The organism is Caulobacter sp., assembly GCF_017744445.1.
Classification (GTDB): Bacteria; Pseudomonadota; Alphaproteobacteria; order Caulobacterales; family Caulobacteraceae; genus Caulobacter.
Genome location: NZ_JAGIBH010000005.1, coordinates 281,650 through 306,522, shown reverse-complemented (window position 1 = coordinate 306,522; position 24,873 = coordinate 281,650). Strand labels below are relative to the sequence as shown.

General features: G+C 67.8%; 28 protein-coding genes, 1 tRNA gene and 1 pseudogene. 14 read left to right on the top strand and 16 right to left on the bottom strand.

Features of this window, described 5'->3' with window-relative positions:
- Positions 1–11 precede the first annotated feature (11 nt).
- On the top strand, positions 12–2,366 hold the full coding sequence (locus tag J7528_RS09600) for a transketolase (protein WP_291873342.1): 2,355 nt from the start codon (positions 12–14) through the stop codon (positions 2,364–2,366).
- Between the two features lie 155 nt (positions 2,367–2,521).
- Here J7528_RS09600 and J7528_RS09595 read toward each other — a convergent pair whose 3' ends face one another.
- From J7528_RS09595 to J7528_RS09580, 4 genes are read right to left on the bottom strand one after another with little or no spacing between them, the layout of a single operon-like run.
- The gene (locus J7528_RS09595) at positions 2,522–2,896 is read right to left on the bottom strand and encodes a nuclear transport factor 2 family protein (protein ID WP_291873340.1); all 375 of its coding nucleotides are present in this window, start codon (positions 2,894–2,896) and stop codon (positions 2,522–2,524) included.
- Positions 2,893–3,630 carry a nuclear transport factor 2 family protein gene (locus J7528_RS09590; protein ID WP_291873337.1) on the bottom strand — a complete coding sequence of 246 codons (738 nt, stop codon included), beginning with the start codon at positions 3,628–3,630 and terminating at the stop codon, positions 2,893–2,895. Before J7528_RS09590 ends, J7528_RS09595 begins: the two co-directional genes overlap by 4 nt.
- A gap of 6 nt (positions 3,631–3,636) precedes the next feature.
- Entirely contained in the window at positions 3,637–4,011 is a 375-nt protein-coding gene (locus J7528_RS09585) for a nuclear transport factor 2 family protein (protein ID WP_291873334.1), read from the bottom strand.
- Between the two features lie 4 nt (positions 4,012–4,015).
- Positions 4,016–4,513, bottom strand: coding sequence for a cytochrome c family protein (locus J7528_RS09580; protein WP_291873331.1), 498 nt, complete (start codon positions 4,511–4,513; stop codon positions 4,016–4,018).
- 279 nt (positions 4,514–4,792) lie between these two features.
- On the opposite strand from J7528_RS09580, the gene J7528_RS09575 reads away from it, so the two are divergent.
- From J7528_RS09575 to J7528_RS09565, 3 genes are all read left to right on the top strand, one after another.
- On the top strand, positions 4,793–5,293 hold the full coding sequence (locus J7528_RS09575) for a GcrA family cell cycle regulator (RefSeq protein WP_291873329.1): 501 nt from the start codon (positions 4,793–4,795) through the stop codon (positions 5,291–5,293).
- 63 nt (positions 5,294–5,356) lie between these two features.
- The gene (locus J7528_RS09570; RefSeq protein ID WP_291873326.1) at positions 5,357–5,569 is read left to right on the top strand and encodes a hypothetical protein; all 213 of its coding nucleotides are present in this window, start codon (positions 5,357–5,359) and stop codon (positions 5,567–5,569) included.
- A 169-nt stretch (positions 5,570–5,738) separates the two neighbouring features.
- Positions 5,739–6,266 carry a MarR family transcriptional regulator gene (locus J7528_RS09565; protein WP_291873324.1) on the top strand — a complete coding sequence of 176 codons (528 nt, stop codon included), beginning with the start codon at positions 5,739–5,741 and terminating at the stop codon, positions 6,264–6,266.
- Here the strand turns inward: J7528_RS09565 and J7528_RS09560 are convergent.
- The 7 genes and pseudogenes from J7528_RS09560 to J7528_RS09530 all read right to left on the bottom strand — a co-directional run bounded on the left by J7528_RS09560 (position 6,238) and on the right by J7528_RS09530 (position 10,389).
- Complete coding sequence (locus tag J7528_RS09560) at positions 6,238–6,819, bottom strand: hypothetical protein (RefSeq protein ID WP_291873322.1); 582 nt, start codon at positions 6,817–6,819, stop codon at positions 6,238–6,240. The two genes, J7528_RS09565 and J7528_RS09560, sit on opposite strands and share 29 nt — an antisense overlap.
- Positions 6,819–7,124, bottom strand: a complete 306-nt coding sequence (locus J7528_RS09555) for a helix-turn-helix transcriptional regulator (RefSeq protein ID WP_291873319.1) — start codon at positions 7,122–7,124, stop codon at positions 6,819–6,821. The genes J7528_RS09560 and J7528_RS09555 overlap by 1 nt, the downstream gene beginning before the upstream one ends.
- Before the next feature lie 63 nt (positions 7,125–7,187).
- Positions 7,188–7,610 (bottom strand): alternative ribosome rescue aminoacyl-tRNA hydrolase ArfB, encoded by a 423-nt coding sequence (arfB, locus tag J7528_RS09550; RefSeq protein ID WP_291873316.1) that lies wholly within the window; start codon positions 7,608–7,610, stop codon positions 7,188–7,190.
- Entirely contained in the window at positions 7,607–8,071 is a 465-nt protein-coding gene (locus J7528_RS09545) for a YaiI/YqxD family protein (protein ID WP_291873313.1), read from the bottom strand. The genes arfB and J7528_RS09545 overlap by 4 nt, the downstream gene beginning before the upstream one ends.
- A 22-nt stretch (positions 8,072–8,093) precedes the next feature.
- Positions 8,094–8,168, bottom strand: a tRNA-Thr gene (locus J7528_RS09540).
- A gap of 328 nt (positions 8,169–8,496) precedes the next feature.
- Positions 8,497–8,639 (bottom strand): annotated as a pseudogene (locus J7528_RS09535) (hypothetical protein); the annotation flags it as partial.
- Between the two features lie 232 nt (positions 8,640–8,871).
- A complete protein-coding gene (locus J7528_RS09530) occupies positions 8,872–10,389 on the bottom strand; it encodes an aldehyde dehydrogenase family protein (RefSeq protein WP_291873310.1) in 1,518 nt (505 codons plus the stop codon).
- Positions 10,390–10,485: 96 nt separating this feature from the next.
- On the opposite strand from J7528_RS09530, the gene folD reads away from it, so the two are divergent.
- Genes folD through J7528_RS09515 form a run of 3 tightly spaced genes read left to right on the top strand, consistent with a single transcriptional unit; the run spans position 10,486 to position 13,162 of the window.
- Positions 10,486–11,382, top strand: coding sequence for a bifunctional methylenetetrahydrofolate dehydrogenase/methenyltetrahydrofolate cyclohydrolase FolD (folD, locus tag J7528_RS09525; protein WP_291873307.1), 897 nt, complete (start codon positions 10,486–10,488; stop codon positions 11,380–11,382).
- The gene (locus J7528_RS09520; protein ID WP_291873304.1) at positions 11,382–11,741 is read left to right on the top strand and encodes a cytochrome c5 family protein; all 360 of its coding nucleotides are present in this window, start codon (positions 11,382–11,384) and stop codon (positions 11,739–11,741) included. The genes folD and J7528_RS09520 overlap by 1 nt, the downstream gene beginning before the upstream one ends.
- Before the next feature lie 14 nt (positions 11,742–11,755).
- On the top strand, positions 11,756–13,162 hold the full coding sequence (locus tag J7528_RS09515) for a D-arabinono-1,4-lactone oxidase (RefSeq protein WP_291873301.1): 1,407 nt from the start codon (positions 11,756–11,758) through the stop codon (positions 13,160–13,162).
- 4 nt (positions 13,163–13,166) lie between these two features.
- Here the strand turns inward: J7528_RS09515 and J7528_RS09510 are convergent, their stop codons facing one another.
- The 3 genes from J7528_RS09510 to J7528_RS09500 form a co-directional block, all read right to left on the bottom strand.
- A complete protein-coding gene (locus J7528_RS09510) occupies positions 13,167–13,652 on the bottom strand; it encodes an Hpt domain-containing protein (protein ID WP_291873298.1) in 486 nt (161 codons plus the stop codon).
- A 117-nt stretch (positions 13,653–13,769) separates the two neighbouring features.
- Positions 13,770–14,552 carry an NAD kinase gene (locus J7528_RS09505; RefSeq protein ID WP_291873295.1) on the bottom strand — a complete coding sequence of 261 codons (783 nt, stop codon included), beginning with the start codon at positions 14,550–14,552 and terminating at the stop codon, positions 13,770–13,772.
- A 43-nt stretch (positions 14,553–14,595) separates the two neighbouring features.
- Positions 14,596–15,681, bottom strand: coding sequence for a DUF2336 domain-containing protein (locus J7528_RS09500; protein WP_291873292.1), 1,086 nt, complete (start codon positions 15,679–15,681; stop codon positions 14,596–14,598).
- A gap of 163 nt (positions 15,682–15,844) precedes the next feature.
- Between J7528_RS09500 and glpK the strand changes: the two genes are divergently transcribed.
- The 4 genes from glpK (at position 15,845) to J7528_RS09480 (ending at position 20,384) form a co-directional block, all read left to right on the top strand.
- Complete coding sequence (gene glpK, locus J7528_RS09495; RefSeq protein ID WP_291873288.1) at positions 15,845–17,335, top strand: glycerol kinase GlpK; 1,491 nt, start codon at positions 15,845–15,847, stop codon at positions 17,333–17,335.
- A 71-nt stretch (positions 17,336–17,406) separates the two neighbouring features.
- Entirely contained in the window at positions 17,407–18,444 is a 1,038-nt protein-coding gene (locus tag J7528_RS09490; protein WP_291873286.1) for an SMP-30/gluconolactonase/LRE family protein, read from the top strand.
- A 12-nt stretch (positions 18,445–18,456) separates the two neighbouring features.
- A complete protein-coding gene (locus J7528_RS09485; protein ID WP_291873283.1) occupies positions 18,457–19,548 on the top strand; it encodes a Gfo/Idh/MocA family oxidoreductase in 1,092 nt (363 codons plus the stop codon).
- The gene (locus J7528_RS09480; RefSeq protein ID WP_291873280.1) at positions 19,545–20,384 is read left to right on the top strand and encodes an alpha/beta hydrolase; all 840 of its coding nucleotides are present in this window, start codon (positions 19,545–19,547) and stop codon (positions 20,382–20,384) included. Before J7528_RS09485 ends, J7528_RS09480 begins: the two co-directional genes overlap by 4 nt.
- On the opposite strand, the gene J7528_RS09475 is transcribed toward J7528_RS09480, so the two are convergent.
- Positions 20,381–21,058: a uracil-DNA glycosylase gene (locus tag J7528_RS09475; protein ID WP_291873277.1), complete on the bottom strand. Its 678-nt coding sequence runs from the start codon at positions 21,056–21,058 to the stop codon at positions 20,381–20,383. The two genes, J7528_RS09480 and J7528_RS09475, sit on opposite strands and share 4 nt — an antisense overlap.
- 1 nt (position 21,059) lies before the next feature.
- Positions 21,060–21,656, bottom strand: a complete 597-nt coding sequence (locus J7528_RS09470; protein ID WP_291873274.1) for an NYN domain-containing protein — start codon at positions 21,654–21,656, stop codon at positions 21,060–21,062.
- A 48-nt stretch (positions 21,657–21,704) separates the two neighbouring features.
- On the opposite strand from J7528_RS09470, the gene folK reads away from it, so the two are divergent.
- From folK to rpoZ, 3 genes are all read left to right on the top strand, one after another.
- Positions 21,705–22,193: a 2-amino-4-hydroxy-6-hydroxymethyldihydropteridine diphosphokinase gene (gene folK / locus J7528_RS09465; protein WP_291873498.1), complete on the top strand. Its 489-nt coding sequence runs from the start codon at positions 21,705–21,707 to the stop codon at positions 22,191–22,193.
- An 85-nt stretch (positions 22,194–22,278) separates the two neighbouring features.
- Positions 22,279–24,324, top strand: coding sequence for a M13 family metallopeptidase (locus tag J7528_RS09460; RefSeq protein ID WP_291873271.1), 2,046 nt, complete (start codon positions 22,279–22,281; stop codon positions 24,322–24,324).
- Positions 24,325–24,444: 120 nt separating this feature from the next.
- On the top strand, positions 24,445–24,804 hold the full coding sequence (gene rpoZ / locus J7528_RS09455) for a DNA-directed RNA polymerase subunit omega (RefSeq protein WP_047413437.1): 360 nt from the start codon (positions 24,445–24,447) through the stop codon (positions 24,802–24,804).
- The last annotated feature ends 69 nt before the right edge of the window (positions 24,805–24,873 follow it).

The window sequence follows — 24,873 nt, the reverse complement described above, 5'->3', positions numbered from 1 at the left end:
GGTGAGGAAGCATGGCTGATGGCCATCTAACGGCCAAGCGGCAGGAAATCGCTCTGCTGCGCCGTCTCGAGGAACGGATTCTGTGGTTGGCGGCGTGGACGATCCACAACGCCAACCATCTCCGCGAAAGCCGAGACGGTCTGAAGGTCGGGGGGCACCAGGCGTCCAGCGCCTCGATGACCACCCTGATGACGGCGCTCTACATGAAGGCGCTGCGGCCGCAGGACCGGGTGGCGGTCAAGCCGCACGCCAGCCCCGTCTTCCACGCCATCCAGCATCTGTTCGGCCGCCAGAGCCTGGACAACCTCAAGCGATTCCGGGCCTTGGGCGGGGCGCAATCCTATCCTTCGCGCACCAAGGACGTGGACGACGTCGACTTCTCGACCGGTTCGGTGGGGCTGGGCGTGGCCATGACGGCCTTCGCCTCGCTGACCCAGGACTACCTGGCCGCGCGCGGGGCGGTGAAGCCGGAGAAGATGGGCCGGATGATCTCGCTGCTGGGCGACGCCGAGCTGGACGAGGGCAACATCTACGAGGCCCTGATCGAGGCCTGCAAGCATGACATCCGCAACACCTGGTGGATCGTCGACTACAACCGCCAGAGCCTGGACGCGACCACCCAGGACCGGATGTTCACCCGCTATGGCGATATCTTCGAGGCCGCCGGCTGGACGGTCGAGACGCTGAAATGGTCCAAGCGGCAGCGCGACGCCTTCGCCAAGCCGGGCGGTGAGAAGTTGCGGGAATGGATCGAGACGGCGCCCAACGACCTGTTCTCGGCCCTGACCTATCAGGGCGGGGCGGCTTGGCGCGAGCGGCTGAACGCCGACCTGGCCGATAGTCCCAAGACCCTGGCCCTGATCGCGGCCTACAAGGACGTCGACTTGGCCGAGCTGATGACCGAGCTGGGCGGCCACTGCCTGGAGACCTTGCTGGAGGCCTTCGAGAAGGCGGGACAGGACGACCGGCCGCGCTTCTTCATCGCCTATACGGTCAAGGGCCTGCGACTGCCGTTCCAGGGCCACAAGGACAACCACGCCGGCCTGATGACTCCGGCCCAGATCGCCGAACTGCGGGAACGCCTGGGCGTCGTGGAGGGCGAAGAGTGGGACCCGCTGTCGGGCCTGTCGGCCGCCGAGCGCACGGCGCTGAAAGGCCTGGTCGCCCGCGCGCCGTTCGCCGCCGAGATCGAGCGCCAGCACGTCGCGCCGACCATCCCGACGCCGACGGCCGACGAACTGCTGGCGGCCGTTACCGGCGGCGGGGCGCAGTCGACCCAGGCCGCCTTCGGCAAGGTGATGTTCGAGATCGCCGCCCGGAAGGACGAGTTCGCCGGCCGCGTGGTGACCACCTCGCCGGACGTGACGGTGTCGACCAACCTGGGCGGCTTCGTGAACCGCCGGGGCGTGTTCCAGCGCCGCGCCCACGACGACGTCTTCAAGCGCCGCCGCATCCCCTCGGCCCAGGTCTGGTCCAAGGCCGAGACGGGCCAGCATGTCGAGCTGGGCATCGCCGAGAACAACCTCTTCATCGCCCTGGCCGCGCTGGGCCTGACCGCGCCGCTGTTCGGCGAGCGCCTGTTCCCGGTCGGGACCCTGTACGACCCCTTCATCGCTCGCGGCCTCGATGCCTTGAACTACGCCTGCTACCAGGACGCCCGGTTTCTGTTGGTCGCTACGCCCTCGGGCCTGACGCTCGCCCCCGAAGGCGGTGCGCACCAGTCGATCAACGCGCCGGTGATCGGCATGGCCCAGCCGGGCCTGGACACCTACGAGCCGGCCTTCGCCGACGAGACGGCGGTGCTGATGGCCCACGCCTTCGACCGCATCCAGGCGACGAACGGCTGCTCGACCTATCTGCGCCTGTCGACGCGGGTGCTGCAGCAGCCCGAGCGCACGGACGACGCCTGGCGCCAGGGCGTGATCGACGGAGCCTACTGGCTCAAAGCCCCGGCGCCCGGCGCGCGCCTGGCCCTGGTCTACAGCGGCGCCCTGGCCCCAGAGGCTCTGGCGGCGTTCGAGGCCCTGGCCGAGGACATGCCCGAGGCTGGCCTGCTGGCCGTGACCTCGGCCGACGTCCTGCACCGCGAATGGACGGCGTCTGGCCGCGCCCGCTGGACCGGGGAGGGGGCGAAGGCTTCGACCATTGAAACCCTGTTGGCCTCGCTGGACCGCGACGCCGGCCTCGTCACCTTGACCGACGGCGCGCCCCTGGCCCTGTCCTGGCTGGGCTCGGTGCGTGGGCAGCGCGTGCGGGCTCTGGGCCTGGAGGTGTTCGGTCAGTCCGGCGACTTGCCGGACCTCTATGGGAAGTACCGCCTGGACGCCGAAGCCATCCTGGACGCCTGCGCGGACCTGTTGGCCTAGAAGCTCTTCAAATCCGATTTCCCCGGCGAAAGCCGGAGCCCAGATCGAGCCCGCTGACTCTGGTGATGTGGCGATGCCGTTGGCGCGACCACACCAGCTTCCGGGGATGAATCTGGGTCCCGGCTTTCGCCGGGAAGATCGGGGGGGGGGGAAGGCTAGAACCCACTCACGATCGTCATCCCTGACAGCAGCCCCTCGCGCAGGTGGTAGATCAGCGTCGCGCGGGTGTCGGACCAGACGTTCCCCTGGGGATCCTCGACCAGGTACTGGGCCTCGACGGTCACGCTGTCGGGCGTGGTCTCCAGCACCTGGATCAGCTGGATGTCGGGGCGGGCCATGGCGAACAGCTGGGCGAAGTGGGCCATGACGGCCTCGATGCCTACGACGTCGCCGCCCGTGCCCAGGGTGTCAGGCCACACGCCCTGGACATGCAGGGTTGTCCGCAGGCGCGGCAGGTCACGCGTGTTGAAGGCCTGAAAGGCCTCTTCCAGGACCTCTGGCATGGTTTTCATGGCCGGCATGGTGTTCATGGCGCGCCCGCGTCCCGACTGCTGTCGTCGATATCCTGTTCGGCGATCAGCCCCCGGTCCAGACGATACCAGACGGTGAGAACGTCGTCCTGCCAAAGCCCGCCGCCGAGGCCGCGCGTGACTATGTGCAGGCGAGCGCGGACGCGGTCGTCGGGCTCGAGCGCGTAGCCTTCGACCGTGACCTGCAGGCGGACGGTCTCGAACAGGTGGCTGAAGTGCGCGCGAACCGCCTCGGCGCCGTGGATCTCGCCGTCTTCCAAGGTATCGGCGAAGCGGGCGTCGGGGGCGTAGCAGGCCGCGACCGCTTCGACATCGCCGGCGTTCAGCCCCGCGTGCAGCCGAGCCAACAGGGCATCGACACCGGGGAAGCTCTGGCCCTGCCAGTCCTGCTGGGCTTCCATGCCGGTGATCCAGCCGTCGCGCAGTGAGAAGGTGTGTGCGACCCGGGTGCTGGACCAGGTCGTGCCGTCATTGGCGCTGACGATGGTCTGACGGGTCAGGGTGCTGACACGCCCGTCGGCGCCGGTGTGCAGGCTGAGCAAGTCATAGCGCGCCAGCAGCGGCGCGGTGGTTTCGCTGAAATAGACCAGGACCGCCTCGCGGCCCTCGACTAGGCCGTCCTCGACCTCATTGGGCCAGGCGACGTCGTCGGCCATCATCGCGACGCAGCGATCGAAGGCGCGGTCGTTGAAGGCGGCGTAGAGCTGCGCGATCCGATCTTCGTCGGGCGTCATGGGCCTTCAGTCCGAGTCCCCCCTGGAACCCATATCCATGCGCCAGAAAAGGCCGTCACGGAGCGTGTAACAATGCCGCACGCACATGTCGGACCACAGCTGGCCATTGCGGTTCCAGACCACTTGGTTGGCGTCGACCACGATGCGGCCGTCCTCATCCAGATGGATCTCCACCGGCGTGGTTTCCACCCGGATCGCGGCGTCGTTATAGGCCCAGTACTCACGGACGGCCTCGGGCGAGGTCAGCACGCCGCCCCGCGTGACGTCCGGCCATTGCAGGTCCGGCGCGACCAGGGCGCTGAACGCCTCGAAGTCGCGCCGCTGGTTGGCGTCGTAGAGACGCTGGACCAGCGCCTCGATCTCGGGCGGGGCCGGGCGCATGGCTTTATGGAGCCGGTTTGTAGCCGGTCTCGACCTTGAGATAGGCGATCAGGTCGATCCGGTCCTTGGCGTCGTGGATGCCCGCGAAGGTCATCTTGGTGCCGGGCAGGAATTCGCGCGGGCTCGACAGCCACTTGTCCAGGTGCTCGGCGTCCCAGGTGAAGCCGGCGGCCTTCACGGCCTCGGAATAGGCGTAGCCGGGCTTGGAGCCGGCCTTGCGGCCGAACACGCCGTAGAGGTTGGGGCCGGTCATGTCCGGGCCGCCCTCGGTGATGGTGTGGCACGAGCGGCAGAAGGCGAACTTGCTCTGGCCGTTCGACAGGTCGCCGGTGTTGTAGGGGGCGGGCAGGGCGGCCAGGGCCGCGGCCTTGGCCGCGTCGGTGACCTTGGGCGCCGAGGCCGGCGCGTCGGCGGGGGCTTCAGCGGAGCTGCCGCCGTCCTTCGAACAGGCGGAAACGGCCAGGCAGAGGGCCGCGACGACGGCCAGTTTCACAGTACGCATGATGGTCCCCGACTGACGTTTCGCCGCACGGTCCGCGACAGCGCGACGCATTCCAAACCCTTATAAAATCAGGGCCGTGGGCTTGTCACGGAACAATGTTCCTTAATCCAAGCTTGGCCACGCCCCTGCGACAATCGCCGGTATCTACGTGATTCTTCTGACAAAAAGTGAAATCGCAAACCGTGGGTCTGCACATAACCGTTTGACGGGCGTTAACCATAAAATCTACCACTTTCCTCACGGAGCGGGCTGGCTCCGGACGGGCAGGGAATTACGACCATGGACTGGAGCGAAGAGCGGACCGCCACCCTCAAGAAGCTGTGGCTCGAAGGCCTCAGCGCGAGCCAGGTGGCGCGACAGCTGGGCGGCGTCAGCCGCAGCGCGGTGATCGGCAAGGTTCACCGCCTCGGCATCACCGTTCGCGAAGTTCCGGTGCGCCAGCGCGTCACCAGCGTCCGCGTCCCCTCGCGCATCCCGGCCCGCCGGCCGACCCGTGAGACCACCGCCGCGCCCCACGTCGCGCCGCGTCTGGAGCGCACCGAAGAAGACCTGCTGCCCACCTCGGGCATCCTGGAGCTGGGCTCCCACTCGTGCCGCTGGCCGATCGGCAATCCGGAAGGCGACGACTTCGGCTTCTGCGGCCGCCCCAAGCTGACCGCCCGCGGCTCCTACTGCGAGCAGCACACGGCCGGCGCCTTCCGCCGCCTGGGCAACGCCAAGGCCGTCGAAGCCTGGGCGCTGAAGGGCCTCAAGGAACGCGTCCAGCCCAGCCAGATCTAGGCTGACCCGACCTTCCTTCCGCACGAGTTTCTCATTTTCCTCGAGATCACCGAGTAGACCCCCATGAACATGGTCCTGATCGAGAACGCCGCCGGCAGCAGCCAAGTGATCACCATCATCGAGGAGTTCGCCGGCCACTCGGTGTCGCGCGACCTCAACCCCGGCGACCACGCCAGCATCCCCGTCACCCAGTTCAAGTCGATCACCGTGCGCGAGACGTACCCGGACGATTGGTTGACCCGTGGCGTCACGCGCAATCGCGCGGCCGCTGCCTGACGCAGGGGCTGGAGGCGCGCATTTCTTAGTCGCGTTTTCCCGTATAAATTGAAAGACAAAACCCCGCGAAGCCTTTCGCGGGGTTTTTCGTTTGGCTATGGGCGCCGCAGATTGCGTGACCGTTAACCTTATGAGACACAGAGCGCCGTTCTGGGGGGCGGAAACGACTATGCGTAAGGGGGAAGAGCGCGCCGGCTTGGTCGAGGACCACGCCCTGCCGCTGCCGAGCTATCTGAGTTACTTGCTTTATCAGACCGAGCAGCACCGCCGCGCGGTCGCCGCCGACCTGTTGGCGCAACACGGCCTGACCTTCGCCAAGTGGGTAGCGATGATCTCGCTGCGCCGGTTCGGCGACCTGTCGATGACCCGGCTGGCCAAGCTGGCCGCCACCGACCGCACGACCCTGACCCGTTCGATCGACAGCCTGATCGCCGATGGCCTGGTCGCCCGGGAAGCTTCGCCCAGCGACCGCCGCATCGTCGTCGTGTGCCTGACGGACACCGGTCGCAGCCTGCTGGAAAAGATCCGCAGCGAGATCCGCCCGCTGAACCGCGAGATCTGCTCCAATCTCACGGCGGAAGAGCAGGCGGCCATGACCCGCTACCTGCAGAAGATGCTGACGGGCCTGATCGTCGAACCCGACTGGAAGCAGGACGTGATCGGGTTCTCTACGCCCGCGCCGCCGGAGACGGCTTAGCCAGCGTCCGGCGCAGTGTCGCGCCGGCCCAGGCGCCGATCAGGCACCAGCACAGGTTGGCGCTGATGCCGACTACGGGCGGGGCGTCCATGATGTGGACCCTGTCGTCCCACGTCCAGTGCAGGACATGGATCCAATACAGGGCCGCGCCGGCCTGGCTTACGACCACGTAGAGGATCGCGGCCGGGACGGCCAGGCGTGGGCGCCACGCGGCCAGCAGGGCGCACAATAAGGCCTTCTGAAGCAGCCAGTAGCCGTAGGTGGCGATCGCGTTGAGGCCCTCCAGAAAGTCGTAGATCGGAAGCTCGGCGCGGAAGGTGACGCGGCTCCAGATCGGCAGGGCGGCGGTCAGGACGGCGGCCCAGAACAATCCGTCTACCCGCACACGCCAACCCATGGCGCTGGCCAGACCGCCCAATGCCCAGGACAGGCGGCCTTCGTCCAGCATGTCCAGTTCGGCCCGCATAGCCTGGCACATCGTCTGCCGGTTCGGCGGCGCGACCCATCCGGCCAGCTTCAGGATGGCGCGGGACAGCGAGGCGGTCATCGACATCAGACGGCTCCCTTCGGCGTCAGGGCCGAGATGGTGGGGACGGGCAGGGGATTGTCACGCAGCACGGCATGGCCGGCGGCGGTCAGGCGGTAGGCGTGGCGCGGCGGCCGGTTGGGGCGTTCCGGCTCCAGCCAGCGGCTTTCCAGCAGGCCGCGTTCGTCGAGGCGGACGAGGATCGGATACAGGCTGCCGGACTTCAGGCCCGTGATGCGCGCGATCTCCAGCCCGTACGACCATCCGCCGTCACGCAGCGCGTCGAGGACGGCCAAAGTCTGGGCGGACGGGCGACGTTGGCGAAGGTTCATGAAATAACTCTACATGGGTAGAGCTATTGTGCAATGCCTGATTGTGGGGGTGCGGTGGGACGATTAGTCGTCAAACTTCACCCGTCCGCGTCCGGACTTCACCGTCCCGCGCTTGGCCTTGGTGTCCAGGCGTTTCAGCTTGCTGGAATAGGTCGGCTTGGTCGCCTTGCGGGGCTTGGGGCGTTCGGTGGCGCGGCGGATCAGGTCGACCAGGCGGCCCAGCGCATCCTGGCGGTTCATTTCTTGTGAGCGCGAGCCTTGCGAGAACAGGATCAGCACGCCGTCCTGGGTCAGGCGGCTGCCGGCCAGGGTCTCGAGCCGCGCCTTGACATCCTCGGGCAGGGCGGGGGAGTTCCTGACGTCGAAACGCAGCTCCACCGCGGTCGAGGTCTTGTTGACGTGCTGACCGCCGGGACCCGAGGCGCGCGTGGCCTTCCAGACCAGTTCGTCCTCGTCGATCCGCAGCCAGGAGGTGATCTCGATCATCGAGGAGGGACCGCGCGCTTGGCCTTGACCACCAGCTGATCCAGGGCCTGGAGGAAGCGCGAGCGATCGGCGTTGGCGAAGGCGGCGGGACCCTTGGTGACCTCGCCCATCGACCGCAGGTGCTCGCCGATCGAGCGCGAGGCCAGGGCCGAGCCGATCATATCGGGGCTGAACACCCGCCCGTTCGGGGCCACGGCCGCGCCGCCGGCCTTCAGCACGCGGTCAGCCAGGGGAATGTCGTTGGTCACCACCACGTCGCCCGGCCCGCAGCGCTCGGCGATCCAGTCGTCGGCGACGTCGGGACCGGCGTCGACGACGATCTGCTCGATGACCGGCGTCTGCGGGACGCGGATCCAGCTGTTGGACACGACGAAAGTCTTGAAGCCGTGGCGGGCGGCGACCTTGTAGGCCTCGTCCTTCACGGGGCAGGCGTCGGCGTCGATGAAGAGGATGGCGGCCATCGAGGCGGTACCTGGAGAAGAATGGTGCCGGCTGAGGGGATCGAACCCCCGACCTTCGGTTTACAAAACCGCTGCACTACCGCTGTGCTAAGCCGGCGTTTCACGGGTCGACGACCCGAGGTCAGGGCTTATGCCGTTTGCCGGGGCGGACGGCAATACCCGTCGGGGCATGGGCGTTGTCACCCTCTCCCTTGGGAGAGGGCGGGGCCCGCCGCGCAGCGGTGGGAGGGTGAGGGGATAGGCGAAGCCAGTCATCCAGGCCGCGCAAGCTTCTGTCTTTTCGAGATTTCTATCGGTTAGCGGTTTGACCCTCACCCTCCCATGCTGCGCATGGGCCCCGCCCTCTCCCACGGGAGAGGGTGAGCAAGGCACGAGCATTCGCGCCAACTTATCCTCGGCCCTAAAACCTGCCGTACAGTCTACGCACCTCGTCGCGAGGAAAGGGCGCGTGGCCAGCGACCGAACGTGGCGGCGGGGTGTGGTCGAGCGGTGAAGGTCCGAGGGGGATACTCGGACGGTCCGGGGACCTGGTTCGCTGCCAGGCCCGCCCGCCGTCGGCGTGGTTGGGGGAAAGGGTTCGTCCCTCCCTGATCACCGGGCTTTTCCGGAAACGGAAGCGCCCGGATCCCGGCAAGGCCTGAATAGGGCCACCTTCCCGGGACGCTGGCGAATAACGGCTGCGCGGAGCGTCGGGCTTCGTCGAAACGGTATTCTATTCAGACACTCCGGACGCTGTCCGGCGCTCCGCATCCCTTTCCATGACTTCAGCGGCTGGCCGCGTGAAGGGGCGGAGCTGTGCCTCACAGATCAAACCGCACCCCCTGGGCCAGCGGCAGCGCCCCCGAATAGTTCACCGTCGCCGTCTGCCGCCGCATGTACTGCTTCCAGCTGTCGGAGCCGCTCTCGCGGCCGCCGCCGGTTTCCTTCTCGCCGCCGAATGCGCCGCCGATCTCGGCGCCCGAGGGGCCGATATTGACGTTGGCGATGCCGCAGTCGCTGCCGGCGGCCGACAGGAAGCCCTCGGCCTCGCGGACGTCGTTGGTCATGATGCAGGAGGACAGGCCTTGCGGGACGTCGTTCTGGATCGCCACGGCCATGTCCAGGCTGTTGTACGGCACGACGTGCAGCAGCGGCGCGAAGGTCTCGCGCTGCATGCAGGGCGCCGGCGCGGCGTGGCGGGCCAGGGCGGGGCGCACGTAGAAGGCGTCCGGATGCTGGTCGATCAGCAGACGCTCGCCGCCGCTGACGGTCCCGCCCTCGGCGCGGACCTGGTTCATGGCCTCGACGAAGGCGTCGTAGGCGGCCTTGTCGATCAGCGGGCCCAGCAGCGTCTTGGCGTCGCGCGGATCGCCGACCGGCAGGCGCTGGAAAGCGGCGTCCACCGCGTCGCTGACCTTGTTGACCAGGCTCTCATGGACGATCAGCCGGCGCAGGCTGGTGCAACGCTGGCCCGCCGTGCCGGCCGCCGAGAAGACGATGGCGCGCAGGGCCAGCGACAGGTCGGCCGATGGCGTGACGATCATGGCGTTGTTGCCGCCCAGCTCCAGGATCGAACGGCCGAAGCGCTCGGCGACCAGTGGCACGACGGCCTTGCCCATGCGGGTCGAGCCCGTGGCGCTGACCAGCGGGATGCGCGGATCGCGAGCCAGGCGCTCGCCGGCGTCGCGGCCGCCCAAGACGACGCTGCACAGGCCTTCGGGCGCGTCCTCGACGCGCTCCAGGGCGCGCTGCAGGATGGCGTGGGTCGCCAGCGCCGTCAGGGGCGTCTTCTCGGACGGCTTCCAGATCACCGGATCGCCGCAGACCAAAGCGAGGCACGCGTTCCAGGCCCAGACGGCGACGGGGAAGTTGAAGGCGCTGATCACCAGCACCGGCCCCATCGGATGCCAGGTCTCACGCATGGTATGGCCGGGGCGCTCCGAGGCGATGGTCAGGCCGTGCAATTGCCGGGAGAGGCCGACGGCGAAGTCGCAGATGTCGATCATCTCCTGGACCTCGCCGGCCGCCTCGGAGGCGATCTTGCCGGCCTCCAGGGTGACCAGGGCGGCGAGGTCGGCCTTGGCCGCGCGCAGTTCCTCGCCGAACAGGCGGACCAGTTCGCCCCGACGCGGGGCGGGAACCGTGCGCCAGGCGGCGAAGGCGTGACAGGCGGCCGAGACCTTGGCGCCGATCTCGCGGGCGTCGTCGAAGGCCACGTGGGTCAGGACGGCGCCGTCGATCGGGCTGCGCACCGGATGGCCGGCGTCGGCGGGCAGGGCGGGGACGCCGAGCTTGGTCAGCAACTCGCGGGCATGGGCGGCGGGAGAGGGCTGGGTCATGGCCCGAGGACACGCCGGCGCCAGAGGATGGTCAACCCCTCGGCGTTGCGAGTCTCGTCGCCAAACGGTAGGGACGGGCCAAGCAGGAGAACGACCATGGCCCAGGGCAAACTCATCGACGGCAAGGCCTTCGCGGCCGATCTGCGGGCCAAGGTCGCCGAGGAGGTCGCGGCGCTGAAGGCGCAGCACGGCGTGACGCCGGGCCTGGCCGTGGTGCTGGTCGGCGAGGATCCGGCCAGCCAGGTCTATGTCCGCAACAAGGGCGAGCAGACCGAGGCCGCCGGCATGTACTCCGAGACCCACCGCCTGCCGGCCGAGACGACGCAGGACGAGCTGCTGGCCGTGGTCGCCAAGCTGAACGCCGACCCCAAGATCCACGGCGTGCTGGTCCAGTTCCCGGTGCCGGCCCACATCAACCAGATGGACGTCGTGGCGGCCCTGTCGCCGGACAAGGACGTCGACGGCCTGACCGTGACCAATGCCGGGCGCCTGGCCAGCGGCCTGCCGGCCCTGGCGCCCTGCACGCCGACGGGCTGCATGATGCTGATCAAGGACGCGATCGGCGGCGACCTGAAGGGAAAGACCGCCGTGGTCATCGGTCGCTCGAACCTGATGGGCAAGCCGATGGCCCAGATGCTGCTGGCCGCCGACTGCACCGTGACCATCGCCCACTCGCGCAGCCAGGACCTGCCGGGCATCGTGCGCCAGGCCGACATCGTCGTGGCCGCCGTCGGCCGGGCCGAGATGGTCAAGGCCGACTGGATCAAGCCGGGCGCGGTGGTGATCGACGTCGGCATCAGCCGCTTCCCGGCCCGCGATCCCGAAGCCGCCGCGGCGGGCAAGACCCGACTTGTCGGCGACGTCGCCTTCGACGAGGTTAGGGAAATCGCCGGCGCCATCACGCCGGTTCCGGGGGGAGTCGGGCCGATGACCATCGCTTGCTTGCTGGCCAACACGCTGACGGCGGCCAAGCGCCTGTCGGGGATCGCCTGATGCGGAGGGCGTTCGTCTTCGTCGCGTCCGCCCTTCTTCTCACTGCCTGCGGGTCAAAGACTCCGCCGCCGCCTACGCCTGAACAGGCGGCGGCGCTGCGTCCGGCCGACGCCAAGCTGGCCGGGCTTTACGAGACCTCGTGCCACGCCTGCCATGCGACGCCCGGCACAGGCGCGCCGCTGGTCCATGACCGCGCTGCCTGGGACCCGCGCTGGAAGCAGGGCGAGGCCGTGCTGCTGGACCACACCATCCAGGGCTTCAACGCCATGCCGGCTACCGGCCAGTGCGTGGCTTGCACACCAGGCGATTTCCAGGGTCTGATCCGATTCATGGCGGGGCGCGAAGACTCCGCGAAATAGCACCGGGAGGCGGCATGATCTCGAGGCGTGGGGCGCTTATCGCAGGCGGAACCGGAGCGGCTGTGGTCGCTGGGGGCGGCGTCGCCGCCTACAAGGTCGCCACAGGGGACAAGCCCGAACCGCCGTCGCCGGCCTCGGTCAATGCCGACGGCAAGCTCTTGTGGCGCAACTGGTCGGGTATCCAGAACGCCTATCCCGCCGCCCGCCTGGCCCCCAAGGACGAGGGCGAGCTGGCCACGGCCCTGAAGGTCGCCCAGGCCCCGATCCGGCCCGTGGGCGCTGGCCACTCGTTCACCGCTTTGGCGCCCACCGACGGGACCCTGGTCTCGCTGGACGCCATGTCCGGCATCGTCGGCTGGGAAGGCGACGAGGCGATCATCCGCACCGGCACGCGGCTGGGCGCTCTAGGACCGCTGCTGGCGCAGAAGGGCCGGGCCCTGCCGAACTTGCCCGACATCAACAAGCAGTCGCTGGGCGGGGCTCTGGGCACGGCCACCCACGGCACAGGCATGAAGATCCCGGCCATGCACGGCGACGTCACCGGCCTGCGGCTGGTGACGCCCTCGGGCAAGGTCATCGACGCCGACGCGACCAGGAACCCCGAGGTCTTCCAGGCCGCTCGCGTCTCGCTGGGGTCGTTGGGCGTGATCAGCCAAGTGCGGATGCGCACCAGCGCCAACCGCCGCCTACGCCGCAAGGTCTGGCTGGAGCCGTTCGACGAGGCCCTCGCGAACGCTGAGGGCCGCTGGGCCCAGCATCGCAATTTCGAGTTCTACGCCGTGCCGTTCACCGGCCTGGCCGCCAATATCAGCCACGACGAGACCGACGATCCAGCCCTGGATCGCGGACCCGACCAGGACACCGAGTTCCTGCTGGCGCTGCGAGGCTTGCGGAACCTGCTGGGCTTCGCCACGCCGCTGCGCAAGGCCGCCGCCAAGGCGCTGCTGTCGACCGCCAAGCCCGAGACCGCTGTCGACGAGGGCTGGAAGCTGCTGTCGACCGAGCGGCCTGTGCGCTTCAACGAGATGGAATTCCATCTGCCGGTCGAGAACCAGCTGAAGGCACTGGCCGAGGTGGTGGCGACCATCGAGAAGGAGCGTCCCGACGTCTTCTTCCCGATCGAGGTGCGGCGCATCGCGGCCGATGACGCCTGGCTGTCGCCGTTCCAGGGCGGGGTGCGCGGCTCGGTGGCGGTGCATGCCTATTACCGCGACGACTTCTCGTTCCTGTACGAGCTGATCGAGCCGATCTTCCGCCGCTACGACGGGCGGCCGCATTGGGGTAAGCTGCACACGCTGAACGGCGGGCAGCTGGCGGCGATCTATCCGCGCTGGAAGGACTTCCTGGCCGTGCGCCAGGAACTGGATCCGGAGGGCCGGATGCTGAACCCGTACCTGAAGGGCCTGTTTGGCCTAACCTGAGGGGTTAGGCCGCGGCGCCCAGATACTCGGTGACCCGGGCTTCCAGCTCGGTGACCAGAGCCTTGCCGACCGGGTGGGTGTCGACCTTGATGTCGTCGCGGACGCAGGCCTTGATCGCGTCGATGTGGGCGTCGACCAGGAACATCGGCGCCGACAGGCGGGTGTCCGGATCGTCGATCAGCTTGCACAGCGAGGCGGCCAGGCGGGTGATCAGCGGGAACTCGTAGGTCGCGCCCAGGCCCTTCAGGTCGTGAGCGCGGAGATACAGAGTCTCGACCGTCTGGGCGTTCAGGCCCTCGGTGCGCACGCCCTGGCGAGCGGCTTCCAGCTTGACGATTTCGTCGTTGAGCCATTGGGCGAAGTTGCCGGACAGGCTCTTCAGCGCGGCCTCGGCCTTGGCGATCGCCGCCATGTCGATGCCCCCGCGTCCGCCCACCTTGAGCTTCAGCATATTCGGAACCTGAATGACTTCAGCGGTCTTGTTCGTCACGGAGCGCCTCCCCAGTGGCGGATAGTTGGAGAACGCTAACATAGCAGGCGTTAACATTGGATGAGACAGTCGTTTCCCGCGACCCAACGTCTCAGGGGGCGCGACGAGGTCTTCAACTCAAGCGGAAAACTGCTCGGCCAACACTCTCTCTTCCAGGCTGCGGCCGGCGTCGAACAGCATCGACAGCGAGGTGCCGCGATCCTCGGAGATATGGACCTCGATGACGTCGCGGACCTCGAAATTGTCCGCCACCGCACTAACCGGACGCTTGTCGGCCTCGAGCACCTCGAACGTCACGCGGGCCGACTGCGGCAGCAGGGCGCCGCGCCAGCGGCGGGGGCGGAAGGCCGAGATGGGGGTGAGGGCCAGCACCTGGCCGTCGATCGGGATGATCGGGCCGTGGGCGGACAGGTTGTAGGCGGTCGAGCCGGCCGGGGTGGCCAGAAGGGCGCCGTCGCAGACCAGCTCGCCCATCCGCACCTTGCCGTCGATCGAGATGCGCAGCTTGGCGGTCTGGCGGGTCTGGCGCAGAAGCGAGACCTCGTTGATCGCGAGAGCCCGGTGCTGGGTCCGGCGCGAATCGATGGCGACCATGGCCAACGGATGGATGACGGCGCGCTCGGCGGCGTTGATCCGCTCCAGGAGGTCGTCCTCGCTGTACTCGTTCATCAGGAAGCCGACCGAGCCGCGGTTCATGCCGTAGATCGGCGTCTGGGTGGCGATCGCCTCGTGCAGCGTTTCCAGCATGAAGCCATCGCCGCCCAAGGCCACGATGACCTGGGCGTTCTCGTCGCCGACGTCGCCATAACGCGCGGTCAGGCGTTCACGCGCTTCGATGGCCTCAGGCCGGTCGCTGGCCTTGAACGCCAGGCGAGTCACGATCGGTTGCGGCTGGTACATGCGGCCAAGTGGCGGGAAGGCCGCCGCCTTGTCAAACTACAGATCAGACCTGGCCGACGGCCTGGCGGAAGGCCATGCCGGCGATGTCCGGCGTGAAGGGGCCAAAGGCGCTGGCGGCGCGGCGCACGCCCTCTTCGCCGCCGCCCGGACGCCCGCCGTTCAGCTGGCGGACATGCTCCAGGATGGTCGGGAAGACGCTGCGGTCGATGCCCACGGCCGAGCAGGCCAGGGCCAGCAGTTCGGGGCGGCCGCTGTCGATGGCGCGGCGGATCTGAGCGGACTCGAACTTGCCCAGGCGCGCCAGGGCCATGACGAACAGCTGCAGCCGGCCTTCACGCAGGACGCGCAACAAATAGCCGGGCCGAAGCTGGCCGGCGGAGTCGAGCTTCTCGATCAGAGATCGCTCCATCTCCTCGCGGTCCTCGTCCTGCTCGACGGGGCCGACCTCGTCGTCGTTCTCGCCACGGTGGGCGGCGCGTAGGGCGTCGTTGACCGCCGCTTGCATCTTGGCGGGATCCAGATGGAAGCGGCTGGCCAGCGCATCGCGCAGGGCGCGACCGACCAGCAGATAGAGCTGCTCGGCCAGATCGCTGGAGAGTTTCGGATGGCGGGCCAGGGGCGAGCGCAGGGCGACCACTTCACGCGAGCGGCCGACCAGGCGGCCCATGGCGTCGGGCGAGATCTCGGCGGTTTCGTTTGAGGCCAGAGCCGTCAGCACCGCCGGCTCGTCACGGCTGATGATCGCCTCGACCACGGCGCCGGGCAGGCGCGGACGGCGGGCGATCTCGATCTGGTGTTCCAGGGTCGCCTGGACCAGCAGGCGGATCAGGTCGTGATCCTGCAGGACCGGACTGCGGGCGATGATCGGCCGGGCGATGTCGATCTCGTCCAGCGCCATGATGTTGATCAGCGCCGAGGGGGCCCAGTCGGCGTCGGCCAGGCGCTCGGACAGGCGATGGCGAATGTCGCGCTCGGCCTCGACCACCAGGGTCATGAAGATCGAGTTCAGCAGGGCCTGAATGTCGGGGTGGGTCGGCTCGCCACTGGCCTGGCCGGCTTCGCACAGGTCAATGATGCCAGTGAGCAGGCGTTCGCGGTCGCCTGCCTCGCGACTGCGAGCCAGCTTCATGAGCGATGCGATCTCGACGGCTTGGATGGCCCGCCTCCTTCGAATCCGGAAGACCGGATGAGGATGACCTTGCCGCTCCCAAATGAAAACATGCTTAAACAGAACGAAGACGCCGATGCGCCGTTTCGCGTCGAGATGTCGCAAGCTTGAGCGGAGGTAACCTGTGGTCCAAGACCTGATCCTGGCCCTAGACCAGGGCACGACCAGCACCCGGGCCATCCTGTTCGACCGCGCCGGTCAGCCTCTGGCCGAGGCCTCGCGGCCGCTGCGTCAGAGCTATCCGCACGACGGCTGGGTCGAACACGACGCCGAAGAGATCTACGCCGCCTGCGTGGCGGTGCTGCGCGAGGCCTCGGAAAAGTCCGGTAGCGCCGAACGCATCGCCGCCATCGGCATCACCAACCAGCGCGAGACGGTGGTGATCTGGGACCGCAAGACGGGCCGCCCGATCCATCCAGCCGTCGTCTGGCAGGACCGCCGCACCGCCGAGGTCTGCGCCAAGCTCAAGGACGAGGGCCACGAGCCGCGCGTTACCGAGGTGACCGGTCTGCTGCTGGACCCGTACTTTTCGGGCACCAAGATCGCCTGGATCCTGGATAAGGTTCCCGGCGCGCGGGTTCGGGCGGAGGCAGGCGAACTTCTGGCCGGCACCATGGACTCCTGGGTGATCTGGCGGCTGACCGGCGGAGCTGTGCACGCTACCGACGCCACCAACGCCTCGCGCACCCTGCTGTTCGATATCGCCGAGCAGGCCTGGTCGGCCGAGATGCTGGACCTTTTCAACGTGCCGGGCGCGTTGCTGCCCAAGGTGCTGGACTGCGTCGATGACTATGGCGCGACGGGCGCCGAGGTGCTGGGGCGGCCCGTGCCGATCCGGGGCGTGGCGGGCGACCAGCAGGCGGCGCTGATGGGGCAGGGGTGTGTCGCCCCCGGCCAGATGAAGGCCACCTATGGCACCGGCTGCTTCATGCTCATCAACACCGGCGAGGACCGCGCCGTTTCGCGCTCGAGGCTGCTGACCACGGTGGCGGCGCGGGTGAACGGCAAGACGACCTATGCCCTGGAGGGCTCGATCTTCGTGGCGGGCGCTGCGATCCAGTGGCTGGGCGAGGGTCTGGGCATAACCGGCGGGCCGCGTGCGGCAGAGGCTCTGGCGCGAGCGGCCAAGGCCGATCACGGCGTCGTCGTGGTGCCGGCCTTCACGGGGCTGGGCGCGCCGTGGTGGGACGCCAATGCGCGCGGCGGCATCTTCGGCCTGACCCGCGACGCAGGGTTGCCCGAGATCGCGGCAGCCACCTTCGACAGCTGCGCCCTGCAGAGTCGCGACCTGATCGAGGCCATGCGGGCCGACGCGCCGACGGCGTTCGGCGAGGCCGCGCAGATGCGCATCGACGGCGGCATGTCCAAGAGCGCCTGGTTCTCGCAGCGCCTGGCCGACCTCACCGGCATCCCGGTGCGTCGCGCCAGCTACCAGGAGATGACGGCGCTGGGCGCGGCCCTGTTCGCTGGGGTCGGGGCAGGGCTCTACGCCTCGGTCGAGGAAGCCGCTGAAGTCAGTCCGGCCGCCGAGACCCTTACGCCTTCGATCAAGGACCACGAGCGCGAAGCCGCCTATGCGCGGTGGCTGGACGCGGTGCCACGCATACGACTTTAGTCGTATGCCGGATTGCGGCGACAACGCTGTCTCCGCATAAGGGTCAGACCAATCAAGAAGCGGAACTCGACATGACAACCCGCCGCGCCGTGCTGGGCGCTGGAGCCGCCCTGATCGCCTCGGGCCAGGCCTTCGCCGCCGCCCCGGCCTATCCCAAGATCGGCCGTATCCGCCGCCTGTCGCCGGAGTTGGACGCGATCATCGACGCCAACGCCCCGATCGAGCAGATCGCCGACGGCATCAAGTGGGCCGAGGGGCCGACCTGGGTCTGGGAAGGCAAATACCTGTTGTTCTCGGATGTGCCAGGCAACGTCATGCACCGCTGGGACGCCAAGAGCGGCAAGACCGATTTCCTGCGGCCGTCGGGCTATGACGGCCCGCCGACCACGATCTTCCGCGAGGCCGGCACCAACGGCGCGATCATCAGCCTGGCCGGCGAGCTGGTGGTCGCCGATTGCGGCAACCGCGGGATCGCCAAGATCGATCTTGCCACCAAGAAGAAGACGATCCTGGCCGGCGCCTACAAGGGCAAGAAGTTCAACAGCCCCAACGACCTGGTCGAGCTGCGCGGCTCGGAGAGCCAGCGCGGGTCGTACTACTTCACCGATCCGCCCTACGGCCTGGAAGGCGGCGACGCCTCGCCGGCCAAGGAGTTGCCGTTCAACGGCGTCTACCTGCTGCGGCCCAACGGCGAGGTGGCGCTGATCGACGACACGCTGTCGTTCCCGAACGGCGTCGCCCTGTCGCCAGACAACAAGCGGCTCTACGTCGCCATCTCGGACCCGAAACGGCCGGTGATCATGGCCTATGACCTGGGCGCGGACGGTCTGCCGACCTCGTCCAAGGTGTTTTTCGACGCCTCGGATCTGCTGAAGGCCGGCGGTCCCGGTCTGCCTGACGGCATGAAGGTCGACGCCAAGGGGCGGCTGTTCGCCAGCGGTCCGGGCGGCATCATGATCCTGACGCCGGACGCCAAGCTGCTGGGCGTGATCGAGACCGGTGGGCCGGCCGCCAACTGCACGTTCGGGGAAGACGGCAAGACGCTGTTCATCACCTCCAACCACGTGGTGGCCAAGGTGCGCACCAAGACTTCCGGCCTAGCCTGGTAAGGGGAAAGCATTATGGATGAGATCAGCAAGCGGACATTCCTGGCGGCTGGTCTCGCCGCCGCTCTGCCCTTGGGAGCGCGGGCCGCCGAGCCCGGCCGCAAGCTGGGCTACGCGATCCTGGGCCTGGGCTACTACGCCACCAAGATCATCATGCCGCGCTTCGCCGAGTGCGAGCACTCCAAGCTGGTGGCCCTGGTCAGCGGCACGCCCGAGAAGCTGGAGACTTTCGGCGAGCAGTACGGCATCCCGGAGAGCCACCGCTACAGCTACGAGACCTTCGACAAGATCATCGATAATCCCGACGTCGACATCGTCTACATCATCACGCCCAACAGCCTGCACCGCACCTTCACCGAGCGGGCGGCCAAGGCCGGCAAGCACGTGATGTGCGAGAAGCCGATGGCCAACACGGTCGCCGATTGCGAGGCGATGATCGCCGCCTGCAAGAAGGCCGGTCGCAAGCTGATGATCGGCTATCGCAGCCGCTTCCAGGCCCACAATATCGAGGCCATCAAGCTGATCCGCGCCGGCTCTCTCGGCCCGGTGCGGACGGTGGTGGCCGACCACGGCTTTACCATCGGCGATCCCAAGCAGTGGCGGCTGAACAAGGCCCTGGCCGGCGGCGGCAGCCTGATGGACATCGGCATCTACAGCCTGAACGCCGCCCGCTACCTGACCGGCGAAGAGCCCATCGCGGTCAATGCCGTGGAGTCCACCGACCGCAGCGACATCCGCTTCAAGGAGGTCGAGGACGTCATCAGCTTCCAGTTGAAGTTCCCCTCGGGCGCGACGGCCAACTGCTATTCGGCCTACAGCGCCAACTTCAACCGCTACCGGGTGACGGGCCCCAAGGGCTTTGTCGATTGCGAGCCGGCCACCAGCTACGACGGCCAGTCGATGCGCGCCCGGTTTAGCGGCCAGAACGGCCCGCTTGAACCGGCCCCGCAGCCCAAGAACCAGTTCTCGGCCCAGCTGGACCACCTGTCCGAATGCATCCTCCAAAACCGTGAGCCGCTGGTGTCGGGCGAGGAGGGGCTGAAGGATCTCCGCGTAATCGAGGCCATCTACCGCGCCGCCCGCGAAGGTCGGACGGTGAAGCTGTGAGGGCTCTGATCCTGGCGGCGGCCTTGCTCGCGCCTGGCCTGGCTCAGGCCCAGCAACAGATCCCGCTGTGGCCCAAGGGCGCGCCCGGCTTCGAGAGCCGCAAGGACATGCCCGAGATCCCGGGCGACTACTGGCTCAGGAGCATCAACAACCCCTCGGTCACGGTCTATCTGCCGCCCAAGGAGATCGCCACCGGCGCGGCCCTGGTCGTGCTGCCGGGCGGTGGTCACCGCATCCTGGTCATCCGCTCGGAAGGCACGGATGTCGCCAAGGTCCTGAACCCGGCCGGCGTGGCGGTCTTCATCATCAAGTATCGGCTCTTCCGCGAGGAAGGCTCGCCCTACACGATCGAGCACGCCCGCCAGGACGCGGTGCGGGGCGTCCGCTGGGTTCGCAGCCATGCCGCCGAGTACGGGATCGACCCGAAGCGCATTGGCCTGATGGGTTTCTCGGCCGGCGGCGAGACGGCCAATCTCGAAGTCTATCAGGGCGCTTTGCCCAGTGACCCGAAGGTCGACGCCATCGACGAGGTCAGCGCCCGGCCGGACTTCCAGGTTCTGGTCTATCCGGGGCCGCTGGGCACACCCGACAAGGTTCCATCTGACGCGCCGCCAGCCTTCATGGTCGCGGCCAACGACGACGAGTGCTGCTCGGCGCCGCTGGTCGACCTGCTGCCCAAGTTCCGCGCCGCCAAGGTGCCGGTCGAGCTGCACCTGTTCCAGGCCGGCGGCCACGCCTTCAACATGGGCCTGCGCAAGGAACAGGCCTCGTTCAAGCATTGGCCGAACCTGCTGGTCGACTGGCTGAACGACAACGGCTGGATGAAGTCCCGCTAGGGGTTCTCGTCCAGATAAGCCTTCACCCGCGCGAACAGGTCCTCGAACATCGGCGTCGTCAGGCGGCCGGTGTTCGTGTTCAGCCGCGAGCAGTGATAGCTGTTGAAGATCCGATAGGGGCCCGCCTGGAACTCCGAGCCGTGGCCGGGCAAGCCCGCCGAAGCTTTCAAACCCAGGGTCTTCAGCACATTGCGCCGCGAGACGTCGCCCAGGGTGACGATGACCTTCAGGTTGGGGAACATGTCCAGCCGCGCCTTCAGGAACGGCCGGCAGTTGTTCTCTTCCGAGGTCTCGGGTTTGTTGCCGGGCGGGGCGCAGCGGACGGCATTGGTCACGGCCGCGCCGACCAGCTTGAGGCTGTCATCGGGCCGCGCCTCGAACTTGCCCGTGGCGAAGCCGTACTTGATCAGGGTGTCGTAGAGCAGCGTCCCGGCATAGTCGCCGGTGAACGGCCGGCCCGTGCGGTTGGCGCCCTTGCGGCCGGGGGCCAGGCCCGCGACCAGCAGGCGGGCGTTCTTGTCGCCGAACGAGGGGGCGGGGCCGTTGAACCAGTCGGGATAGAGGTCCTGGTTCTCGCGGCGATAGGCCACCAGGCGCGGGCACAGCGGGCAGTCGCGCGGCGGCTCGGCGGGGTTGGGGACGACTTCGCCGACGATGTTGGAGTGCTGGCTCATCTCAATACTCGTCGTCGGCTTCGCGTTCGGCCGGCGTGCGGGTGTCCGACACCGAGCGCGGCTGGACCCGCTGCGGGCGGCCGATGATGTTGCCCAGGTCTGCCAGGTCCACGAAGTTGTCGGCTTGGCGGCGCAGGTCGTCGCTGGTCATCGGCGGCTGGCTCTTCATGGTCGAGACCACGGTGACGCGGCGGCCCTTGCGCTGGACGGCCTCGACCAGCGCGCGGAAGTCGCCGTCGCCCGAGAACAGGACCAGGTGGTCGGCCACTTCAGCCATCTGCAGCATGTCGACGGCGATCTCGATGTCCATGTCGCCGCGCCAGCGCTTGCGGCCCTGGCTGTCGGTGAACTCGCGCGCCGGCTTCGTCACCAGGGTGAAGCCGTTATAGTCCAGCCAGTCGACCAGCGGACGGATTGGCGAATAGTCGTCGTTCTCGGCGATCGCGGTATAGTAGTAGGCTCGGATCAGGACGCCGCGCTTTTTGAACTCGTCGAGCAGCTTGCGGTAGTCGATGTCGAAGCCCAGGGACTTGGCGGCGGAGTAGAGATTGGCCCCGTCGATGAACAGGGCCAGTCGGTCGGTAGGATAGAAGGTCACGGTAATCCCTTGAAAAATCAGGTCTCTAGAAATGACTTGGACGAGGCCGTGATCGTGGCGCTCGGGTGCAATCTGCCGGGAGCCTATACGAGTCGCGAGGCCTTGTTGGAAGCCGCCCTGGAGGCGCTGCCGGGCGAGGGGCTGGAACTGGTGACTCGCTCGACCTGGTGGGCCTCGGCGGCCTGGCCGGACCCGACGGGACCCGAGTACCGCAACGGCGTGGCGATCGTCCGCACCGAACTCGACCCGTTCGAGACCTTGGCGGCCCTGCATCGGATCGAGGAAACCTTTGGACGGGCGAGGGGAGAGGCCAATGCGCCCCGCACCCTGGATCTCGACCTGATCGCCCACGGCCGCACGGTGCTGGAGGACGACGTTTGGGTGCCGCATCCGCGGGCTCATGAGCGGCTGTTCGTGATGGGGCCGCTGGCCGAGCTGGCCTCGGCCTGGATTCACCCGGTCAATGGCGAGCCGGCCTTCCGCCTGGCCGCCACCGCCACCGCGGGGCGCGACGCGCGCTCCATTGCGAAAGTTTAATCCCCGATCGGCTCAAGCGGCGCCCATAGTCCGGCCAAATTTCCACGCCAAGCGTCCCGCACGCTCATCTGGACTTAGCTCAGCCATGACCCTGACCCGCTCGCTGCTCGCCTGCGCCGCCGCCTGCGCGCTGCTGACCGCCGCGCCTTCGGCTTTTGCCCAAGCTCAAAGCGGCGTCGACCTGACCTCGATCGACAAGTCGATCAAGCTGGGCGACGACTTCTGGACCTACGCCAACAACGAGTGGATCAAGGCCCACCCGATCCCCGCCGATCGCAGCCGCTATGGCAAGACGGCGGTGATGGTCGAGGAGGCCAGCAAGCGCACGGTCGACCTGATCCAGGACGCTGCCAAGGGCGGCAGCGGCGACGGCAAGAAGGTCGGTGACTACTACGCCAGCTACATGGACGAGGCCGGCATCGAGGCTAAGGGCCTTGCGCCGCTGAAGGCTGACCTGGCTCGCATCGCCGCCATCAAGGACAAGAAGCAGCTGGCGACCGTCTTGGGCGGCAACATCCGCGCGGACGTCGACGCCCTGAACTCCACCGACTTCTATACCGACAACGTGCTGGGCCTGTGGGTCTCGCCGGCGTTCGACGACACCAGCAAGTACGCGCCGTTCCTGCTGCAGGGCGGCCTGGGCATGCCCGACCGCGAATACTACCTGTCGGACAAGGCCTCGATGGTCGAGGCGCGCACCAAGTACGTCGCCCACGTCGAGAAGATCCTGACCCTGGGCGGCGTCGCCGATCCGGCGGGCAAGGCCAAGGCGATCATGGCCCTGGAAACCCAGCTGGCCCAGGCCTCGGGCAGCCGCGCCGACAGCGCCGACGTGCAAAAGGCCAACAACAGCTGGACCCCCGCCGATTTCGCCAAGAATGCGCCGGGCCTGGACTGGAGCGCCTTCTTCGCCGCCGCCAAGCTGTCGGGCCAGCCGCGCTTCATCGTCTGGCATCCGACCCTGGTGACAGGTCTGGGCAAGGCAGTGTCGGGCGTGTCGCTGGACACCTGGAAGGACTACCTGACCTTCCACCTGCTGGACCACTACAGCAACGTGCTGCCCAAGGCGTTCGTCGACGAGCGCTTCGCCTTCTACGGCCAGGGGCTGCAAGGTACGCCGCAGCTGTCGCCGCGCTGGAAGCGGGCGGTGGGTTCGACCAACGCCACCCTCGGCGAGGCGGTCGGCAAGCTCTATGCCGACAAGTACTTCTCGGCGGAGTCCAAGGCGGCCGTGACCGCCATGGTCGACAACATGAAGGTCGCCTTCGAAAAACGCATCGACGGTCTGGACTGGATGGATCCGGCCACCAAGGGCGAGGCCCGCAAGAAGGTGGCGGTGCTGAAGGTCGGCGTCGGCTATCCGGATGCGTGGCGTGACTATGCCGGCTATGCAGTCGTGCGCGGCGACGCTTTCGGCAACATCAAGCGCTCGGAGGAATTCGACTACGCCACGGCGCTGGCCAAGCTGGGCAAGCCCGTCGATCGTGGTGAGTGGGTGATGACCCCGCAGACCGTCAACGCCGTGAACCTGCCGATGCTGAACGGCCTGAACTTCCCGGCCGCCATCCTGGCCCCGCCGAACTTCGACCTGAATAACGACCCGGCCGCCAACTACGGCGCGACCGGCGCCACGATCGGTCACGAGATCAGCCACAGCTTCGACGACCAGGGCGCCCAGTTCGACAGCCAGGGCCGGCTGCGCAACTGGTGGACGCCCAGCGACCTCGACCACTTCCAGAAGGCCGGGGCGGCGCTGGCCGACCAGTTCGACACCTACAAGCCGTTCCCCGATCTGGCCGTGAACGGCAAGCTGACGCTCAGCGAGAACATTGCCGACGTCGCCGGCCTGGGCGCGGCGCTGGACGCCTATCACGCCTCGCTGGGGGGCAAGCCCGCGCCGGTGATCGACGGCCTGACGGGCGACCAGCGGTTCTTCCTGGCCTACGCCCAAAGCTGGCTGGGCTATGCCCGTCCGGCGGCCCTGCGCCAGCAGATCATCACCGACGGCCACGCGCCGGACCAGTATCGCGCCTTCACGGTGCGCAATCTGGACGACTGGTATGCGGCTTTCGGCGTGAAGCCGGGGGATTCCATGTACCTGCCGCCGGAGAAGCGTGTGAAAGTCTGGTAGACATTGACTCGCGAAGGGGGCATAAGCGCCCCCTCGCGAAAGCTAGAACATCGTGCGCGGCGTTGCGTGTCGCCGCACGGAAGCCTATTTTGCGATAGCTAACCGCAGCCCGAGGAACTCATGGCCCGCGTCACCGTCGAAGATTGCGTCGAAAAAGTTCCGAACCGCTTCTCGCTCGTCCTGCTGTCGGCGCACCGCGCCCGCGGCATCTCGGCAGGCGCGGCCCTGATGGTCGACCGCGACAACGACAAGAACCCGGTCGTCGCCCTGCGCGAGATCGCCGACGACGTGATCGACCACGAGGCCCTGAAGGAACACCTCATCAGCACGCTGCAACGCGTCGATGAGCACACCGAGGCCGAGGAAGAGGCCGAGACCCTGGCCCTGCTGGCCGATCCGAGCCACATGCAGATGAGCGAACTGGAACTGGTCCGCGCTCTGCAGAGCGACCGCGACGGCGGCCAGGAGGAGCGGTACTGAGCCCCGAAGGCGCAGACCCTCTGACCCTGGAAGCGGTCGAACCGACCGCTTCACCCCAACGCGCGCCCG

Excerpts from the sequence above, each read along its gene's own strand:
- J7528_RS09600 (WP_291873342.1), top strand. The coding sequence starts at position 12 with ATGGCTGATGGCCATCTAACGGCCAAGCGGCAGGAAATCGCTCTGCTG.
- J7528_RS09595 (WP_291873340.1), bottom strand. The coding sequence starts at position 2,896 with ATGAACACCATGCCGGCCATGAAAACCATGCCAGAGGTCCTGGAAGAG.
- J7528_RS09590 (WP_291873337.1), bottom strand. The coding sequence starts at position 3,630 with ATGACGCCCGACGAAGATCGGATCGCGCAGCTCTACGCCGCCTTCAAC.
- J7528_RS09585 (WP_291873334.1), bottom strand. The coding sequence starts at position 4,011 with ATGCGCCCGGCCCCGCCCGAGATCGAGGCGCTGGTCCAGCGTCTCTAC.
- J7528_RS09580 (WP_291873331.1), bottom strand. The coding sequence starts at position 4,513 with ATGCGTACTGTGAAACTGGCCGTCGTCGCGGCCCTCTGCCTGGCCGTT.
- J7528_RS09575 (WP_291873329.1), top strand. The coding sequence starts at position 4,793 with ATGGACTGGAGCGAAGAGCGGACCGCCACCCTCAAGAAGCTGTGGCTC.
- J7528_RS09570 (WP_291873326.1), top strand. The coding sequence starts at position 5,357 with ATGAACATGGTCCTGATCGAGAACGCCGCCGGCAGCAGCCAAGTGATC.
- J7528_RS09565 (WP_291873324.1), top strand. The coding sequence starts at position 5,739 with ATGCGTAAGGGGGAAGAGCGCGCCGGCTTGGTCGAGGACCACGCCCTG.
- J7528_RS09560 (WP_291873322.1), bottom strand. The coding sequence starts at position 6,819 with ATGTCGATGACCGCCTCGCTGTCCCGCGCCATCCTGAAGCTGGCCGGA.
- J7528_RS09555 (WP_291873319.1), bottom strand. The coding sequence starts at position 7,124 with ATGAACCTTCGCCAACGTCGCCCGTCCGCCCAGACTTTGGCCGTCCTC.
- arfB (WP_291873316.1), bottom strand. The coding sequence starts at position 7,610 with ATGATCGAGATCACCTCCTGGCTGCGGATCGACGAGGACGAACTGGTC.
- J7528_RS09545 (WP_291873313.1), bottom strand. The coding sequence starts at position 8,071 with ATGGCCGCCATCCTCTTCATCGACGCCGACGCCTGCCCCGTGAAGGAC.
- J7528_RS09530 (WP_291873310.1), bottom strand. The coding sequence starts at position 10,389 with ATGACCCAGCCCTCTCCCGCCGCCCATGCCCGCGAGTTGCTGACCAAG.
- folD (WP_291873307.1), top strand. The coding sequence starts at position 10,486 with ATGGCCCAGGGCAAACTCATCGACGGCAAGGCCTTCGCGGCCGATCTG.
- J7528_RS09520 (WP_291873304.1), top strand. The coding sequence starts at position 11,382 with ATGCGGAGGGCGTTCGTCTTCGTCGCGTCCGCCCTTCTTCTCACTGCC.
- J7528_RS09515 (WP_291873301.1), top strand. The coding sequence starts at position 11,756 with ATGATCTCGAGGCGTGGGGCGCTTATCGCAGGCGGAACCGGAGCGGCT.
- J7528_RS09505 (WP_291873295.1), bottom strand. The coding sequence starts at position 14,552 with ATGTACCAGCCGCAACCGATCGTGACTCGCCTGGCGTTCAAGGCCAGC.
- J7528_RS09500 (WP_291873292.1), bottom strand. The coding sequence starts at position 15,681 with ATGAAGCTGGCTCGCAGTCGCGAGGCAGGCGACCGCGAACGCCTGCTC.
- J7528_RS09490 (WP_291873286.1), top strand. The coding sequence starts at position 17,407 with ATGACAACCCGCCGCGCCGTGCTGGGCGCTGGAGCCGCCCTGATCGCC.
- J7528_RS09485 (WP_291873283.1), top strand. The coding sequence starts at position 18,457 with ATGGATGAGATCAGCAAGCGGACATTCCTGGCGGCTGGTCTCGCCGCC.
- J7528_RS09475 (WP_291873277.1), bottom strand. The coding sequence starts at position 21,058 with ATGAGCCAGCACTCCAACATCGTCGGCGAAGTCGTCCCCAACCCCGCC.
- J7528_RS09460 (WP_291873271.1), top strand. The coding sequence starts at position 22,279 with ATGACCCTGACCCGCTCGCTGCTCGCCTGCGCCGCCGCCTGCGCGCTG.
- rpoZ (WP_047413437.1), top strand. The coding sequence starts at position 24,445 with ATGGCCCGCGTCACCGTCGAAGATTGCGTCGAAAAAGTTCCGAACCGC.